General features: G+C 52.4%; 15 protein-coding genes. All 15 read right to left on the bottom strand.

What is annotated here, in order from left to right; all coding sequences use genetic code 11:
* Nucleotides 1-273: 273 nt before the first annotated feature.
* The 15 genes from DESTI_RS10770 to DESTI_RS10840 all read right to left on the bottom strand — a co-directional run bounded on the left by DESTI_RS10770 (nt 274) and on the right by DESTI_RS10840 (nt 15,885).
* On the bottom strand, nt 274-921 hold the full coding sequence (locus DESTI_RS10770; RefSeq protein WP_014809989.1) for a hypothetical protein: 648 nt from the start codon (nt 919-921) through the stop codon (nt 274-276).
* Between the two features lie 297 nt (nt 922-1,218).
* A complete protein-coding gene (locus DESTI_RS10775) occupies nt 1,219-3,021 on the bottom strand; it encodes an acyl-CoA dehydrogenase (RefSeq protein ID WP_014809990.1) in 1,803 nt (600 codons plus the stop codon).
* 137 nt (nt 3,022-3,158) lie between these two features.
* Nucleotides 3,159-4,376, bottom strand: coding sequence for an ABC transporter substrate-binding protein (locus tag DESTI_RS10780; protein ID WP_014809991.1), 1,218 nt, complete (start codon nt 4,374-4,376; stop codon nt 3,159-3,161).
* A gap of 136 nt (nt 4,377-4,512) precedes the next feature.
* A complete protein-coding gene (locus tag DESTI_RS10785; RefSeq protein ID WP_014809992.1) occupies nt 4,513-5,223 on the bottom strand; it encodes an ABC transporter ATP-binding protein in 711 nt (236 codons plus the stop codon).
* Nucleotides 5,210-5,959: an ABC transporter ATP-binding protein gene (locus tag DESTI_RS10790; RefSeq protein WP_014809993.1), complete on the bottom strand. Its 750-nt coding sequence runs from the start codon at nt 5,957-5,959 to the stop codon at nt 5,210-5,212. The genes DESTI_RS10785 and DESTI_RS10790 overlap by 14 nt, the downstream gene beginning before the upstream one ends.
* On the bottom strand, nt 5,959-6,933 hold the full coding sequence (locus tag DESTI_RS10795) for a branched-chain amino acid ABC transporter permease (RefSeq protein ID WP_014809994.1): 975 nt from the start codon (nt 6,931-6,933) through the stop codon (nt 5,959-5,961). The genes DESTI_RS10790 and DESTI_RS10795 overlap by 1 nt, the downstream gene beginning before the upstream one ends.
* A gap of 3 nt (nt 6,934-6,936) precedes the next feature.
* Nucleotides 6,937-7,800, bottom strand: coding sequence for a branched-chain amino acid ABC transporter permease (locus DESTI_RS10800; protein WP_014809995.1), 864 nt, complete (start codon nt 7,798-7,800; stop codon nt 6,937-6,939).
* 30 nt (nt 7,801-7,830) lie between these two features.
* A complete protein-coding gene (locus tag DESTI_RS10805) occupies nt 7,831-8,595 on the bottom strand; it encodes an SDR family NAD(P)-dependent oxidoreductase (protein WP_014809996.1) in 765 nt (254 codons plus the stop codon).
* A gap of 42 nt (nt 8,596-8,637) precedes the next feature.
* The gene (locus DESTI_RS10810; protein ID WP_014809997.1) at nt 8,638-9,876 is read right to left on the bottom strand and encodes a TetR/AcrR family transcriptional regulator; all 1,239 of its coding nucleotides are present in this window, start codon (nt 9,874-9,876) and stop codon (nt 8,638-8,640) included.
* 13 nt (nt 9,877-9,889) lie between these two features.
* Entirely contained in the window at nt 9,890-10,135 is a 246-nt protein-coding gene (locus DESTI_RS10815; RefSeq protein WP_041286130.1) for an AMP-binding enzyme, read from the bottom strand.
* A 27-nt stretch (nt 10,136-10,162) separates the two neighbouring features.
* Nucleotides 10,163-11,026, bottom strand: coding sequence for a 3-hydroxyacyl-CoA dehydrogenase family protein (locus DESTI_RS10820; RefSeq protein ID WP_014809998.1), 864 nt, complete (start codon nt 11,024-11,026; stop codon nt 10,163-10,165).
* A gap of 118 nt (nt 11,027-11,144) precedes the next feature.
* The gene (locus DESTI_RS10825; RefSeq protein WP_083846708.1) at nt 11,145-12,500 is read right to left on the bottom strand and encodes a thiolase family protein; all 1,356 of its coding nucleotides are present in this window, start codon (nt 12,498-12,500) and stop codon (nt 11,145-11,147) included.
* A gap of 922 nt (nt 12,501-13,422) precedes the next feature.
* The gene (locus DESTI_RS10830) at nt 13,423-14,001 is read right to left on the bottom strand and encodes a Chromate resistance protein ChrB (protein WP_014810000.1); all 579 of its coding nucleotides are present in this window, start codon (nt 13,999-14,001) and stop codon (nt 13,423-13,425) included.
* 62 nt (nt 14,002-14,063) lie between these two features.
* On the bottom strand, nt 14,064-15,278 hold the full coding sequence (locus DESTI_RS10835) for an MFS transporter (RefSeq protein WP_014810001.1): 1,215 nt from the start codon (nt 15,276-15,278) through the stop codon (nt 14,064-14,066).
* Between the two features lie 184 nt (nt 15,279-15,462).
* Nucleotides 15,463-15,885, bottom strand: coding sequence for a universal stress protein (locus DESTI_RS10840; protein ID WP_014810002.1), 423 nt, complete (start codon nt 15,883-15,885; stop codon nt 15,463-15,465).
* Nucleotides 15,886-15,890 lie beyond the last annotated feature (5 nt).

Consider the following 15,890-nt stretch of genomic DNA (forward strand, 5'->3'; position numbering starts at 1 on the left):
ACTGTGTGAGCAGCGTGGATTGTCGCATGAACAATGAGATCAAAAGGGAGGCGAGCATCCCAGGCGAATAGAGCGTATCGAGCGAAAGCTCCGTATGAGCAGGCCTGACCCCAGGTTTCCGGGTTTAGCTTAGTTATATCCAATTCAAGAGCTATTTGTACACGGTTAGCTGCAATTAGACGGGCTGTTATGCTGGCAGTCAGTCACAACATCGCGTACGATGTTGCATTCAAGACATATCTTTTCGCTGCGCAACCCACAGTGGATTGGAGGCTACGTGCTGAGGACATTCCAGAGGACAGGCACAACGAAGCCAGGCACGACGAAGTAATGAAGTAGAAGCACCGACACAAAGGTTAGAAGCCACGCTATCCGGAACAGCGTCGTCCGATTAATCACTACAGTAATCATTTTGTCCAGATGGTCTTCAGCAGCTTTGACACCCCTATCCAGGGAGCTGAGATTCTGATCTTGATGCGGAGGCTGTAATTCACCCCAGATGAACCAGTTAGCGCCCACGAGACAGAAGAAAGTCGTCGCGAACCAGAGCGGGGCTAGCCAAGCAAGACCCTCGAGTGATAAGGGTTGGATCTTCTGCTCCCCTATGCGAAGAAGAAGCCCTGCAGCCACCGCAAGAAGCGCCTGAAACTGCAATAAGCTTGCGAACTTTGCGTCGAGAACCTGAAGATGACCGGCTATGAACTTGATACCACTGACGACCGCATCGGCTTTCGTGCTGGGGCCAAATCGTGTTTTACAGTTTTCGAGTTGAGTGAAGACCTCTACATGACGTCGCCAACGAGCCTTCCGGTCATCGAGTTCAATGAATGGAAATAGAAGGCGCATGACTGGTTGAAATACGTAGAGAACCTCACGGATATTCGTTTCTACCAGATATGGGAGCCCGCCAGGACTAAACATCGTCGAACCCTCCAGGTCAAGTTGCACGCGTATGCAGCGCAAGCGGCCACTGAAACTCTAGCTGAATTCTCGACTACAATCCACACTCACCGAGCTGGCAACCTCGTTATCCGATCCCGTTTCCGGTCCACGATAATACGAGCCGGGTTGGAGACTTAGCTGTCCGTCGGAGTCTGACCACGTGCACAGCACGTGGATTGCTACGCCTCACCAAATACGACCCATTTTCTTGGCCCACAAGCGAGGGGAAAACCGGGAGTAGATTCGAGATTCGACATCGTTTAGGAGACGAATTCATCAGTCCCAAAACAGTGAATCGTTCATCCTTACGGTCAAGCCGTCTGCTTCGAGAAGGCGTTTCACGAGGCCTTCTGTTTTCGGCAGTTCGTAGTGGAAGAAGTACTTGGACGTGAAGATCTTGCCCTCGTAGAACTGCACATCCTGCTCCGGGAGAGGACCTTCCAGTTTGATCGTTGCTGCCATCGCCTGTAAGAGCCATTGCCAGCCCACACTGATGATCCCGAATAGCTCCAGATACAGGGTGGCGTCAGCAAGAAAAACTTCAGTATCTCTCTGCTGACCCATCTGCGCCAGAACCGACGTGACCTCCTGGAGACTATTCAAGGCAGCTTCCAGTCTTTCAGCGTAGTTGCGGAGGTTCGGATATCCCATAGCCGCTTGCGTTGCTTTTTGCACTTCTGCAACGAACAGACGAAAACCCGCTCCGTTTTTCATGACCACTTTCCTGCCGAGCAAGTCAAGTCCGTGGATTCCGGTGGTGCCCTCATGTATGGGATGGATGCGAGCATCTCGGAAGAATTGCTCCACAGGGAACTCATCGCAGTACCCATACCCTCCCAGGCACTGAAGCGCTTGACTCACTGCCAAAATCCCCATTTCAGATGGGTAGGTCTTGGCCACCGGAACGAGAACGTCGAGCAATAGAGCATACTTCTCCCGCTCCTCTCCTTGTGTGACCCTGGCCAGGTCCGCATACTTCGAGCACTGAAGGAGGAGCGAAAGGCCGCCGTCGACCACTGAACGCTGGAAAAGCAGCATGCGCTTGACGTCAGGGTGTTCGATGATAAGGACGGCCGGTTTAGCAGGGTCTGTTTCCGTAAGCTTTCGTCCCTGCTGTCTCTCACGGGTGTATTGAAGCGCGGCATAGTACGCGGCAGAGGCGATTCCTGCTGCCCCCACTCCAACCCCGATGCGGGCCTCGTTCATCATCTGGAACATGTAAGAGAGGCCTTTGTGAGGCTCGCCCACCAAATATCCTCGGCAGTCGTCGTTTTCTCCCATGCTGAGCTGCGCAATCGGGGCTCCCCGATAACCCAGTTTGTGATAGAGACCCGCCACGTTGACGTCGTTGGGTGTCAAACCTCCTTGTCCGTCCGGTCGCAGCTTGGGAACCACGAAGAGCGAAATGCCCCTAACGCCGGGAGGGGCGCCCTGTATTCTGGCAAGCATCAAATGAACAATATTCTCCACTCCATCGTGATCGCTGGCCGATATGAAGATCTTTTGCCCGCGAATCCTGTAATATCCCGCGTCCGTAGGTTCCGCCTGAGTGGTGATCTCAGCCAATGAACTGCCTGCCTGCGGTTCGGTCAGCGCCATTGTTCCTTGCCACTGGCCGGCAAACATTTTGGGCACAAATGTCTCAATGAGTTCGGGGTTGCCGAAGGCTTCTATGAGATGCGCTGCTCCCGTGGTGAGCATCGGGTAGACGCTCGCGGAGTAATTGGCTGCACTAAAAATAAAGAGACAGGAATTGGTTACTATCGTGGGAAGTTGTTGTCCTCCCAGTTCGAATGGCGCATTGGCCGCAATCCAGCCTCCTTCACCGCACTCCCTCATATATGTTTTCACAATGGGGTGAACTTTGACTTGTCCATTCACCATCGCAGGTGGAATCCGATCCATTTCTTCTAGATGTGGCAGGAGCATGTCTCGTCCCATTTTCAGGGCGGTCTCCAAGACCATGTCGAACGTCTCCCTGTTGTGCTCCTGGAAATACTCATATTGCGTGAGCGATTCAGTGTCCAGGACCTCGTATAGGAGGAACCTGAGATTTCGCTCACTGACAAATTTCCTCATCGTTTCACCTCATGTGCAATTGCCTGATGCATTTCCCGCAAGGAAGATCGGGGAGGGGGCTATTGAAGAAAAGTCTCTCCCCGACCGATTTTCGGCAACTTCCAGCGACTGTGCAGTCGCCTCTTCGGAACTGCCGATTACTTCTTCATCCATGGCGGCAACATGTATTCCCCAGTGGCCACGTTGGCAGGCCACACTACTTGACGGCTGCCGTCTTCCCTCCACTGTACCATGGGCAGTTCTCGGTACCCGGGGCCGTACTTGGCGTTGTGAAGGTCATCGAAGACCCATCTTCCCACGACGCCGACCTGATCGGTTTTTTCCAATACGGGGACAAGCTTGGCCGAGTCGCTAGTCTTGGCCTTCTCCACGGCATTCTTGTATATGTACAGAGCGTCGTAGGTATAACCGGAAGTATAACCGGGTGCCTCATTGAAGAGCTGCTTATATTTGTCAAAAAATTCGACAGATTTTGGGGTCAGCGGGACTCTAAAGGAGCCCATTGCCACCAGTGTCTCTCCAACAGCCTTTCCTCCGCTGTCTTTCCAGTAGCGGTCCGATGCACCGGTGCCTGAGACACCCCCGATCATGGGACCCTTAAGGTCGTACCACTGCTTTATGTACAGCGCACCATCCACATGGGCCGAGATCTCATAGATGTAGTCCGCTTTGGCATTCATGATCTTGGTGAAGACAGGGGTGAAATCCTTTGTCTCACCATCGAAGAATTCAGAGTAAACGGTTTCGACACCCTTTTGCTTAAAGAACTCCTCGGCAGCTTTGACCATGTCTCGAGTCCAGAGGGCATTTTCAGCCATAATTGCCATCTTCTTGGCCCCCATCTTCTGGATAGGCAGTTCCCACATGAATTGTTGGAGAGCGTCTATCAAGTCTCCCGACTGATGCATGACTCTGAACCAGTACTTGTATTTCTCCTTATCTGACTTGTACTGATCGGCCAGGGCTTCGGAAGCCGCCCCGGTAGAGATGAACAAAACCTTGTAGCGCCCCATCTGGTCCATGACTGATTTTGCCACTCCGGATGAACACGTTCCGAACACCACCTGGCATTTGTCCTCGATCACCAGCTTCTTGTAGGCCGTGGCGCCGACCTGCGGCTTGTACTCCGTATTGGCAGTGATCAACTCAACTTTCTTCCCCATGATGCCGCCACTGGCATTGATTTCATCGACGGCCATCTTGGCTCCATTCAGAAGACTTTCCCCGGAGGGGGTCTTGAACGGTGCAATAACCCCGATCTTGATCGTCTCCGCAGCCGCGGCGATGCCGACAGACAGCAATACCAGCAAGCTCAATACCGAGAGCGCAAAGCCCCACCACATCCTTCCTCTCATCTTCTCCTCCTACTCTGGTGAATGGTTGGTTGAAAGCGATGTCCCTAATGGGACTCCGCAGCGGTTTATGAATGCTTGCACGGCCAGACATAGCCTGCCGCACGGCTTCATCACGGAGTCAAGATCCGGGAGCGATTTAATCCATGCCAAGATAAGCCTGGAGAATGGATTTCTTGGTGGAAAGCCCGATGCTCAGGCCTTCATCCACGATTCGGCCTTCTTCGAGGACGTAAGCAAATCTACTGAACTCAAGTGCCAACGATGCATTTTGCTCAACCAGCAGGATAGTTACTCCTTCGGCATTCAGGCGTTTGATGACCTCGAAGATGGCATTTACCACGAGCGGTGCCAGCCCGAATGAAGGTTCGTCCAGGGTCAACAGCCGGGGATGCCCCATGATCGCCCTGCCGATAGCAACCATTTGCTGTTCGCCTCCGGAAAGGGTTGCAGCCCACTGGTTCTTCCTGTTGGCCAGAGTAGGAAGATAGTCGTAGACTCTTTCCAGGTCTTGTCTGACCCCATCCGTGTCGCGTCTGAGAAACGCTCCCATCATCAGATTCTGGAGCACGGTCATCTCCGGGAACAGCAGCCTACCTTCGGGGCAGTGAACGATCCCCTGTCTGACGCAATCTCTCGGTCTTGAACGGACCATGTCCTGTCCGCCGAAAAGGATGCTCCCCTGAACGGCGATCAGCCTTGAAATGGAGCGAAGTAGTGTGGTTTTTCCAGCTCCATTGCTGCCTATCACTGCGACGAAGTCACCCTCGTCCACACGGAGATCGAGTCCATGGAGAACCTCGGTACCATGATAGAAGGCCTTGAGATCTCGTATTTCAAGCCAGGCCAAGATCGACTCCTTTTCTTCCCAGATAGGCCTCGATAACCTGCGGTTCCTTTACCACCTCAGCGGGAGTTCCCTGGGCTATCTTTCGACCGAAGTTGACCACCACGACTTTGTGCACCATCTTCATCAGTTCACGTAATCGATGCTCTATAATCAGCACAGTAAGACCGTCACTGTTGAGAGCCTGCACTGTGGCCGATATTCTGGCGATTTCTCTGTGCGACAAACCGGAAAACGGCTCATCCAGCAGGAGGATTAAAGGATTGGTCACCATTGCTCGAGCAATATCCAGCAGGCGCAATTCACCCTGATTGAGATTATCTACCCAGTCGTCGAGCCGATCCGTCAGGCCAAGTGATTCCGCTGTGCGGGCGATGCGGGATTCTACGTCGTCAGAAACTTCCGGAGAGGATCTTGAACGTCGGCAATACGATGGTACATAGAGAGCCTCGATCACCCTCATTCCGAAGAAAGGGCGTACCAGTTGCCAGGTTCGTGAAAGGCCGTGATTCACAATTTCGTGAGGTTTCTTGCCCCTCAGCGGCGTGCCGGACAATGTTATAGACCCGGCATCAACGGCGGTAAATCCTGTGATGCAGTTGAACGCTGTCGTCTTTCCGGCGCCGTTCGGCCCGATTATGCCTGCAATTTCACCCTGCTCCACCGAGAAACTGAGATCGGAGAGAGCCATGAGACCGCGGAAACGTTTGACGAGGCCGTTGACTTCAAGCAGACTCATCACATCTTCTCCTGCCCGTGAAAGAGGAAAGAAAGCATCTTGGATCTCTTGACGAAGCGCAGGTTGACAAGACCTTCGGGGGCCAAATATATTAAGAGGATTAGCAATCCGCTATATATAACTATCCGATACTGCTCTATAACTCTCAAATAGTCGTTGACGAGAGACAGGGCGATGGCCCCGATAAGCGGCCCTACAATGGTCCCCATCCCACCGATCATCGCCAGCAGGACCACAAGGATGGAGATGTGTCCGGAAAGCATCGTAGGCCCGACCTGCATTTGGGAGTGAGCGAAGACAGCTCCTCCAATTCCCCCGAGAAAACCGCTCAGTGCGAACGCTTCTATCTTGTAATAGGCAGTGTTGATTCCGGAGGACTGAGTGGCGTCCTCGTCGGCACGAATAGCCTTAAGTATGCTCCCATGCTTCGATTTGGCGTAAGCCCGGAGCAGCAGATACACAGCCGTAGTAATTACCCACACAACCAGGAAGTCATGGCGAGGGTCGGAGGTCAGTCCGGTCAACCCGGAAATCCCTTCTTCTCCTCCTGTATAGGAATAGAGGAGAAAGGCCAGCTTGAAGAGAATCGATGCAAAGGCAAGCGTAACCATCGCAAAGTACGGCCCTTTGAGACGGAGAGTCAGATAACCGACAATTATTCCCGCAATCCCGGCGGTTAGAGCGCCCAGAGGGATAGTTAGAGCAGGAGACAAGCCAAGACGAAGATTGGCGATGCCCGAAATGTATCCTGCTCCGCCTACAAAGAAAGCAAACCCGAAATTCACATCATGCGTGTAACCGGTAAGTATGTCCCAGCTCATCGCGAACACGGCATAAATTGCAGCCAGAGTCATAATTTCAATGTAGAATATCTGATCCGACAGCACGCCGAAGATGAAACCCGCCGCCAACACAATCAGTCCTGCGGGGGCCTCGTTGCGAAACCAGGAGAGAAACCAGGATTTAGCTTTCATCGATCATCTCATTTTCTGTCCCAGGATTCCGGACGGCTTTACAATGAGAACCAGGGCAATGACTACAAGTGCGAGCATTTCGCTCAGGTGCTCGCCTATTAAGAAAGAAGTGAAGACTTCCGCATATCCCATGAGAAAAGAGGCTATGACTGCACCGACGAGGGAACCCATGCCGCCGAGGATAGCAATGGCAAAGGCCTTAATCAGCGGGAAAAGCCACATGTCAGGGACTACCGAAGATACCGGCGCAATCAGGATGCCCGCACAGGCGGCCATGACTGCGCTCAACGAATAGGTCATGAGCAGAGCGCGATCCGCGTCTACTCCGGCGAGGATTGCTGCGAGCCTTTGTTGAGCTACTGCATCTATTCCCTGTCCCATCCTGGTCTTTTTCAAGAAGAGCCAGAGTCCAGGCAAGATGCAGAGAACCACCGGGATCAGGACAAGTTGTTGATTGACTACTTTGACACTCCCGATACGGGTATTGCCTTCTACGAGGCTGGGAATCGATGCTCCGGAGACCCCGAAAAGAAGTGACATGATCTCGCTTGCAAAAAGGGCCAGGGCCAGGGTCATGACCATGACATACGTCACGGACTGAATATTGGGCCTGAGCAGGACCTGGTAGACCAGAGCGGCGATCAACCCGACTGAAAGCAAGGATAGAGCTGCAGATAGTAGCAACCCGCCCGTGCTCGCACTTTGAAAGACCAGAGAACAGAAGATAAACGTCAGATACGCTCCCAACATGTAATAGGTGCCGTGAGCAAGGTTGAGGATGCCCCCCACGCTGAATACAAGCACAAAGCCCACCGCGATGAGGGAGTACAAAGCCCCGCGCACGAGTCCCAGTATCAAGATTTCCATCGCCTTGCATGAACCTTTCCCGGATTGTTCTCAGAGATATCCGTAGGCGCTCCATCCGCCGTCTACAGGTATGACGGCACCGGTCATAAATGAGCTTTCGTCGCTTGCAAGAAGCACGGCAATGCCCAGAAGGTCGTCGACCTCCCCGATGCGTCCTTGAGGGGTCCTCTTCTGAATGGCACCCACAGGGAGCATGCCCTTGTCTATGATGCCTTGCACCAGTTCGGTCCGGATGTAACCCGGTGCTATAGCGTTGACGCGAATGTTTTTTGCAGCCCACTCGCAGGCGAGGAGCTTGGTCAGCATGTTAGCGCCGGCTTTGCTGGCGCAATAGGCTGCCCGCATGGGAGCAGCGATAATTCCATACATAGAGCTAATGTTGATGATGCAACCGCCGCTTGCCTGGCTCAGCATCTGTCGAGCTGCAGACTGGCAGCCATAGAAGACGCCGAAGAGGTCTGTTTCAAGCGCTCTTTGCCAGTCTTCCGGCTTGAGGTCCTCCGATGGGTGTACCATGGAAATACCTGCGTTGTTAATCATGATGTCCAAGCGACCGAACTCGCTTGCGGTCTTCCTGACTACAGCTTCGAGGCTTTCCGGACGTCTCACATCGACGGTCAGCGCGAGGGCTCGGCCTCCGGAATCCTGTATCCGGCTAGCGATGGAGGCCAACAGATCTTCCGAGCGACTGGCCAACACGACGGTTGCCCCTTCCTCGGCATAACGAATGGCTATGCTCTTGCCGATGCCCTTGCTGGCGCCCGTTACGATCGCGACTTTGTCTTTGAGTTTCATAAAGCCCTTTCTTCGAATTCAGTCGAGTCAATCCTTTGTCGGCTAGTCTCGAACAGTCTGCACTGTCACAGCCGATGCGAGCAGGTCAGTCACCTCATTTATCTCCTCCATCCTGTCAGTGTCGGTGGATTCGCGCACGATGAGCCAACGCAGCGCCAAGTGGCTGAATGCACCCAGAAACATGTTTCTGAAGACCCGTTTGTTGACCGCCGAAGAGAAAATACCCGCTTCTTTTCCTTCTTGGATTACATCCTCAATCACGCTGTAGTATGAACGGAACGCGTCGAACGCTTTTGACCCGTAGAAGCATCTATTGAGCTGGAGCTGCAATAGAAAGATCTTCAAGAATTCGCGTTCACTGAGGAAGATGCCGAAATGGTACTTGATCAACCTGCGAAGCTTGCGGACCGGGTCCTTGATTTCGAATACGTTTGAAACATCCAGCAAGTAGGTGTCGAAGCGCTTGGCCGCGAGGGACAAGAGTATGTCTTCCTTGTTCCGAAAATACTCGTACACGGTAGCGTCCGAGATGCCGACCAGCTTGGCTATTTCCGAGATCCTGGCCTGGCGGTAATCCTTCTCCGCAAACACCTTCTGAGCGGCATTCATGATTGCGTCCATCCTGTTGACTCTCCCGGTCTCTTGAGGCTCATTCAGGCCGATCATGGCGTCCACCAGAGTCATAATGTCTTCGAAATCCGCCTCACTGTCCGGTATCTCGCCGCTTGCAAGAGACCCTACGGCTTCCATATCCAGTGTCCCCAAAATGACGTCTCGGACGAGTTTGGTTTGAACGTCCGCTCGAAACTTGCCTTCCTCGACACCCCGCTCGATTATGGAAGAAAGAATGCCCGAGTACTCCCGGACCAACGAATAGGCAGGCGTATCGTAAAAAGCGTTGGATGAGCGGCACTCCAAGAGTAAGAGTCGTGCATAACCTCTGTGGGTGTCGTTGTACCTCAGATGAAACCAGATCATCTTTCGTAACTGACTCTGCACGTCCTGAATACCGGTGAGTTGTTCCACCAGGATGGCCAAAACCTCCTTCATCCTTTCTCCGGGCACAGAAAAGAGGAGATCCTGTTTCCCTTTGAAGTACTGATAGATGACGGAATCGGCCACTCCAGCCTTTCGAGCTATCTCCGAAATGGATGACCCGGCAAGCCCTTTCTCTGACATGACCTCCTCGGCCGCGCACAAAATCCTCGACCTGGTACCGGATACCTCAGTGTCTCCGGTGTCACGCACAGGGTTCCCCCTATGACCACTTAGCGCCTGCATGTCGTCTCCTCGTCTACTTGCCGTACATCTTACGAAGCACAGATTTCAGTATCTTGCCTGTACCGCCTTTAGGCAGCTCCGGCACTATTTCTGCTTCTCTCAGGGTTTTGAAATGAGCCATTCGTTCCCTTGTAAAGTTCACGATGTCCTGCGAGGTCAACTTTGAACCCGGTTGAAGCACGACGATCCCTTTCGGTATCTCACCCCATTTCGGATCTTCCTTAGCTATAACAGCGCACGGTGTTAGAGTAACATTCATAGTCCGATTCTCCTTCCAAGCCGGGAGTCACAATTTGCCGTACTTGATCCAGCCTATTCCGGCCTTTCTGCCCAGATGCCCTGCGTAGACTTTTTGCTTCAAATTCGGACGCGGCATGAATCGCTCGCCATAGTCTTGGTACAGTATCTCCTGGACCTGCAGACAGAGGTCATTTCCGGCCAAGTCCATGAGAGTGTAGGGACCTATAGGATGTCCGAGGCCCAGCTTGCAGGCGATGTCACAATCCTCTACGGTGACCACCTCTTCTTCGACCAAGCGGCAGGCTTCTATTAACATCGCATGAAGAATCCGGTTAACTGCGAAGCCGGGCACGTCCTTAACCCGAATCGGAGTCTTGCCGATCTTACGGCAGATCTCGAGGGCCTGCGCCGCTGTCTCTTCGCTCGTCTCGAGTCCCACGATGACTTCTACTAACAGCATCACGGACACGGGAGCAAAAAAATGCGTGCCGAGAAAACGGGAGCGGCGTTGAAGTTGCACAGTGGAAGCGAGCTGCGTAATCGGGATACTGGAGGTATTGGTGAAGAGCAGGCATTCGGGCTTGCACACTCGATCCAAGTTCTTGAACACCTCACTTTTGACCTGGAAACTCTCAAAAACTGCTTCTACGACCACCTTTGCTTCCTCGAAAGGATCCCATGCGTCGACGGGAACGATGCGAGCCAGGGTGGCTTCCTTGTTTTGCTGTTCGAATCGTCCCTTGGCTATGTTCCGATCGAGAACAGAACTCAATCGATCTATCCCGCGTTTGGCTAACTCCAAGGAGGCATCCTTCAACATTACTCGGCTGCCTGAAATCGCGAAGCACAGCGCTATCTCAGAGCCCATCAGGCCAGCCCCAACAACTCCCACCTTTTCAAGATTATTCATCGGAGACATCTCTCCCCGCAGACGCGTGACCCGCCTGCACCGGCCAAGTTAATGAGAATTCCCTCAAAACCGTTCAAGCCTCGAATGAAAATCCGATGGCAAAGTCGGAGTGCCACCTCTACGAAACCTTCAGTACACATGCATCACCCTGAGCTAAACCTCCGCAGATGGCGGCCAATGCATAGCCGCCGCCAAGGCGCCTCAATTCGTACATGAGATTCATGATAAGTCTGGCCCCGCTCGCTGTGTTAGGGTGGCCCGTGGCTATCGCACTTCCGTTCACGTTGGTCTTGGCACGTATAGCTTCCGCTTTGGTCTTGTCGTTTCCAGCCAGAAGGAGCGTCGAGACAAGAGGCACGGCAGCGAACGCCTCGTTGATCTCTATGAGCTTGATGTCGTCCAGGGTGAGATCGGTCAGGTCCAACACCTTTCGAATGGCTTTTGCCGGAGCCTCCGGAAGACGATTCGGCAGGATTGCGACAGAGGTCATCGCCACGATTTCGGCCAGCGGCTCCAACCCTAAATCCTTGGCCTTTGTCCGCGTCATGAAGAGCAGGGCAGCGGAGCCGTCATTCAATCCCGGTGCATTGCCCGCAGTTATGCCTTTGCACCCGTAGATGCCGGGAAGAGCGGCAAGTTTCTCCATTGTCACATCACGCCGGAACTGCTCGTCGATGTCGAGAATTTTGGGTTCCCCACCTTTCTGCGGTATCTCGATGGGCATCATTTCATCGCTGAATTTGCCATCATCCCACGCCCGACCATAATTCCGATGGCTTCTCAATGCCCAGGCATCCTGTTCTTCACGAAAAATCCCATGCTCCGCTGCCACGTTATCGCTGTCCACCGAGACAGGGTTGAAGTCTTTGTATCCCAGGGCCAAAAGCGGATCTTCCATAGCCACGTTTCCCATGCGAAACCCTTTCCAGCGAAGGCCCCTGACAATGAGCGGCTCCTGGCTAAAAGAGGTCGCCCCACCTGCGATGGCGGTTTGGATCTCTCCCGCGGCAATAGCCCTACAACCGTAGTGAACAGCGGACATAGCCGATACGCATGCCTTGTCCAGCGAAACCGAAGGAGTCTCAGCAGGCAGGCCAGCCTTGAGCAACGTTTGGCGCGCTGCAACAGGAGTGTAGACGTCTTTGCATACAGAGGTATCGCCCACTCCCCACCAGAGCTCGTCAATCGCGTCCCCTGGCAAGTGCGCTCGGACCAAAAGCTCCCTGATCGGCAGAGCGCCGAGATCGTAGTAATCAAATTCTTTCAGTGCTCCGCAGTATCGCCCGAATGGGGTTCTGACTGCTCCGACAATTACGATTTCCTTATACACTCTGAAGCCTCCTCGGATCTTCAAATGCTGCCCACATGGAGTCTCGGCCAGAAAGATCCGAATAGTGTCAGTTGCTCCACGTTTCGGAATCGAAATAAGACCCCGGTAGGATCGCGCCAGAACGAAGTGGTTCAGGCAGAGCATTCTTGTCGAACTTCCGGATATAGGTCCAACGGCCTTCGAGTCGCGTCTACCCTCCGGTTGACTTGCGACGGAGATGATCGAATCCAAAGAAATACTCGAACGACGTGACTATTCTATAGCGAGCGGTCAGAATTATTGTCAAGTTATTTTTAATTGCTGACATATATTCTGTTGCCCCCTAATCCCTATCTTCGGCGGCAAAACCGTTCATGACTAGCAACCGCGTGGATATCGCGCTGGCTTTAAGAGGCAGGTTTCCAAATGTTTTTGATATATCCTATCTCGCCAGCGGGTAAGCATAAGAGTTATGTACCTGATCTACGAGCAGTGATGGAACATCGAGCCCCTGACTCCCGGTAAGCATCAGTCTAGACCTGTCAGCGATTGGCGGACCGTTTGTTTTTCCGCATGAGAAGCGGGGGATAACGGTCAAATCACCGGGGGGCTGTCAGGATCATAATTTGTATCGTAGCTTATTTTTTCTTGACAAATATTCTGTCACCCTCTACTCTACTGTTAAGCTAGTGCCCCGCGATAAATTACGTTTCCTTTGGTCATGATCCGAGTGACTGCCGATCGGCTGCATCCGCTTACCGTCGATCTCGCTGAGGCAGACTTAGGGGCAGAGCAGACGCCACAATGTGAGTCCCGCCCAAAAAGCTTCGCAGATGGCTCACGGCTTTGATGTTTAACCTATCTCATTTTAACCAGTATTCCGATAGTTATTCGTTTGACAGATCGAGGAATGAGATCACAGCGGAGGCCGCAAGAGGTGCCCTTGTTTTATGACCCTCAGCAATTATCCATAAGATGGGGTGACTTCCTTAAGGTTACCTTCGGACAGAAATACTTCATAATTGTAGATCAGCCTTTGGACGACTGCTCCGGCCAATCTGGTTGAACCCGACAAAATTTCGTCCATTCATTCTTTAGGTTCAGATGGCTCCTTGGCGACGCTTTTCCTCCTTTTTCGATCCTTGAGTTGGCTGTGCTCATAGACTTTCAGTGCGAAATCCTGAAATAGGTTTTCGCAAGTCTTTATTTTTTCTGCGGCTGCCTCGCGCAAGGGTGCTTCCACGATGTCCCTTTTTTCTACCTTTTTCAGCCACAGTTTTAGCTTTTCAAGCTCCTCTTCGTTTTCTTCGACTTCGGCAAAAATGAAATTCTGCCTGCTTATCTCAAATTCGATTTCTTTCGCGTAATCTTCGCATTTACCTATGATCTCACGGTATTCTTCGTCTCTCGATTCTACGAATTCCCTGTTGATCCGATCTTCCTGGTCTCTGTTCAAGACTTTGCCGTCGATGAGCAGACCTTCACCCTTCCAGTTCTCAATATCCTCTATGAGCTTTTTGACTTCATTGACGCGCTCGCTCGAATAAGGAAGAACCCAGACGGATTGGTAATTGACCGCTCCGAGCTTCTTGATCTGCCTCCAAACGGAGACCCTTGCTCGTGACGGGCGTGACGGAAGTGTATATGAAAAAAAGAGCCATCTCATGTAACCATTGTTACCCGGAGTAACATGAGAGTCAATGGGAACTTTCTTTCATCGTCATATGATCAGTGTCTGAATTCCTTTTTAGCCGTCAGGAGGATTGGAACAGAAATGAGTTGCGATGCCATTGAGAACACAATGAGGCTGCTCACGGAAAAATCGTACAGGATGCCCATGAGCGCACTTCCCAGAAACCAGAACAATCCGTAGCCTGTATTAAACACCCCAAAAGCAAAGCCGAGCCTGTTCCTTGGAACCATGCCCGCGATGGCAGCCCTCATTACGGACTCTTGGGCTCCCATGCCTACGCCCCACAAAGCCATTCCTGCGAGAGCCCAATAGAATCCACCCATGAATACCAGAGGAGCAAAAAGCGATGACAGCAGGATGGCTACGACCATCACCGAAAAGCCCAGCCTGTCAAAGAGCCGCCCCAAAAGTAGGGCAGTCAAGGCATCAACACCCATTGCCACAGCATAAAAGATCGGAATCCAGTAATCCGGAACTGCGGCTACTTTCTTGAAGTGATAGGCTATCAGAGGAAAATCAGCGAATCCGGCTGCAACGCAGCCGATGGCAATCACGTAAAACCAGTACGTCTTGGGGAAGCCATTGCTCTGCAACTTGACCGATGCCGGTTCGAGATCCTGGGGATTGGGGTACAGCTTATATGCGGTGAAAAGCACGCTTAATGCAATAAGAGCCGGGATCAGCAATAACCCGAATCCGGACTGATAGTCGCCTCTGAAATGAAAAACAGCAGCCACGACCAACGGGCCGAGAATGGCTCCTATCTGGTCCAAAGCCTCATGCAGACCGAATCCCCATCCCCTCCCAATCCGATCGGAAGCGCAGGAAAGCATCACATCACGGGCTGGCGTTCTGACTGCTTTGCCCATTCTTTCCGCGATCATCAGAACCGCAGCTAGTTCCCAGTGGCCAGCCAGCGCCAAAAGAGGCACTGCCAACAGGTTCATGCCATAGCCCAGGAACACGATAGTCCAATACTGTCGTGTTTTGTCAGCAAAGTAGCCTGACGCAAGTCGCAACGCATATCCGATGAGTTCGCCAAATCCAGCTACTACCCCAACAACTGTTGCGCTTGCTCCTAACATGGCCAGGAACGGTCCAGTTATACTTCGAGCGCCTTCATACGTGAAATCCGAAAACAGACTGACGACCCCGATCAGGACCACGAACTTCGTTGCGCTCATCGGTGAAATGTCGCAGGATTGTCTTGATGCATGTAATTGGCTTTTCATGAGTTTCTGATCGCCCATAGGAAATCCCTCCTATCTGAACCAGTATATGTAACCAATGTTACATATAGAAAAGCCAGTGTCAAGCAACTCGAGTAACCATCGTTACAACCGATGAGATCGTGCTAGGCATTCATTCCAGTCAGAAGAAATGAGAGCATTGTATTTCATAACTATTCCCTTCAAACACGAGACGCGAGCTTGATCACTTCACGATCAGGACAGAGCACGGGGAAAACCTTGCAATATTTCGAGAAGTCCCTCCCCATATACGTTCGAAAATGCGGCTATGGCCGGTGAAGCCCACCACGACAAGATCGAAACCTTGCGATTTGCAGAACTCCACGATCCTATCGACCGCATGACCGGCGACAACATGCCGCTTTATCATCGTTTTTCCAGCCTTAGCCAATTCCCGGGCTTCTTCGTTGAGCTGTTCGAAATAGGCATCCTTCTGGAGTTTAACCTCCTCGAACTCACCGACTGTGGCAACGTATTTCGGGAGGTCGACCTCTACGGATATCGAATGGAGTTCCGCCTCGAAAGCGGAAGCCAGTTCGATAGCCTTCTTCAATGCAATACGAGAGCCTTCAGATCCATCAAATGCAACCAATATTTTCTTAAACATCTTCA

Origin of the sequence: Desulfomonile tiedjei DSM 6799 (genome assembly GCF_000266945.1) — a bacterium.
Taxonomy (GTDB): Bacteria; Desulfobacterota; Desulfomonilia; order Desulfomonilales; family Desulfomonilaceae; genus Desulfomonile; species Desulfomonile tiedjei.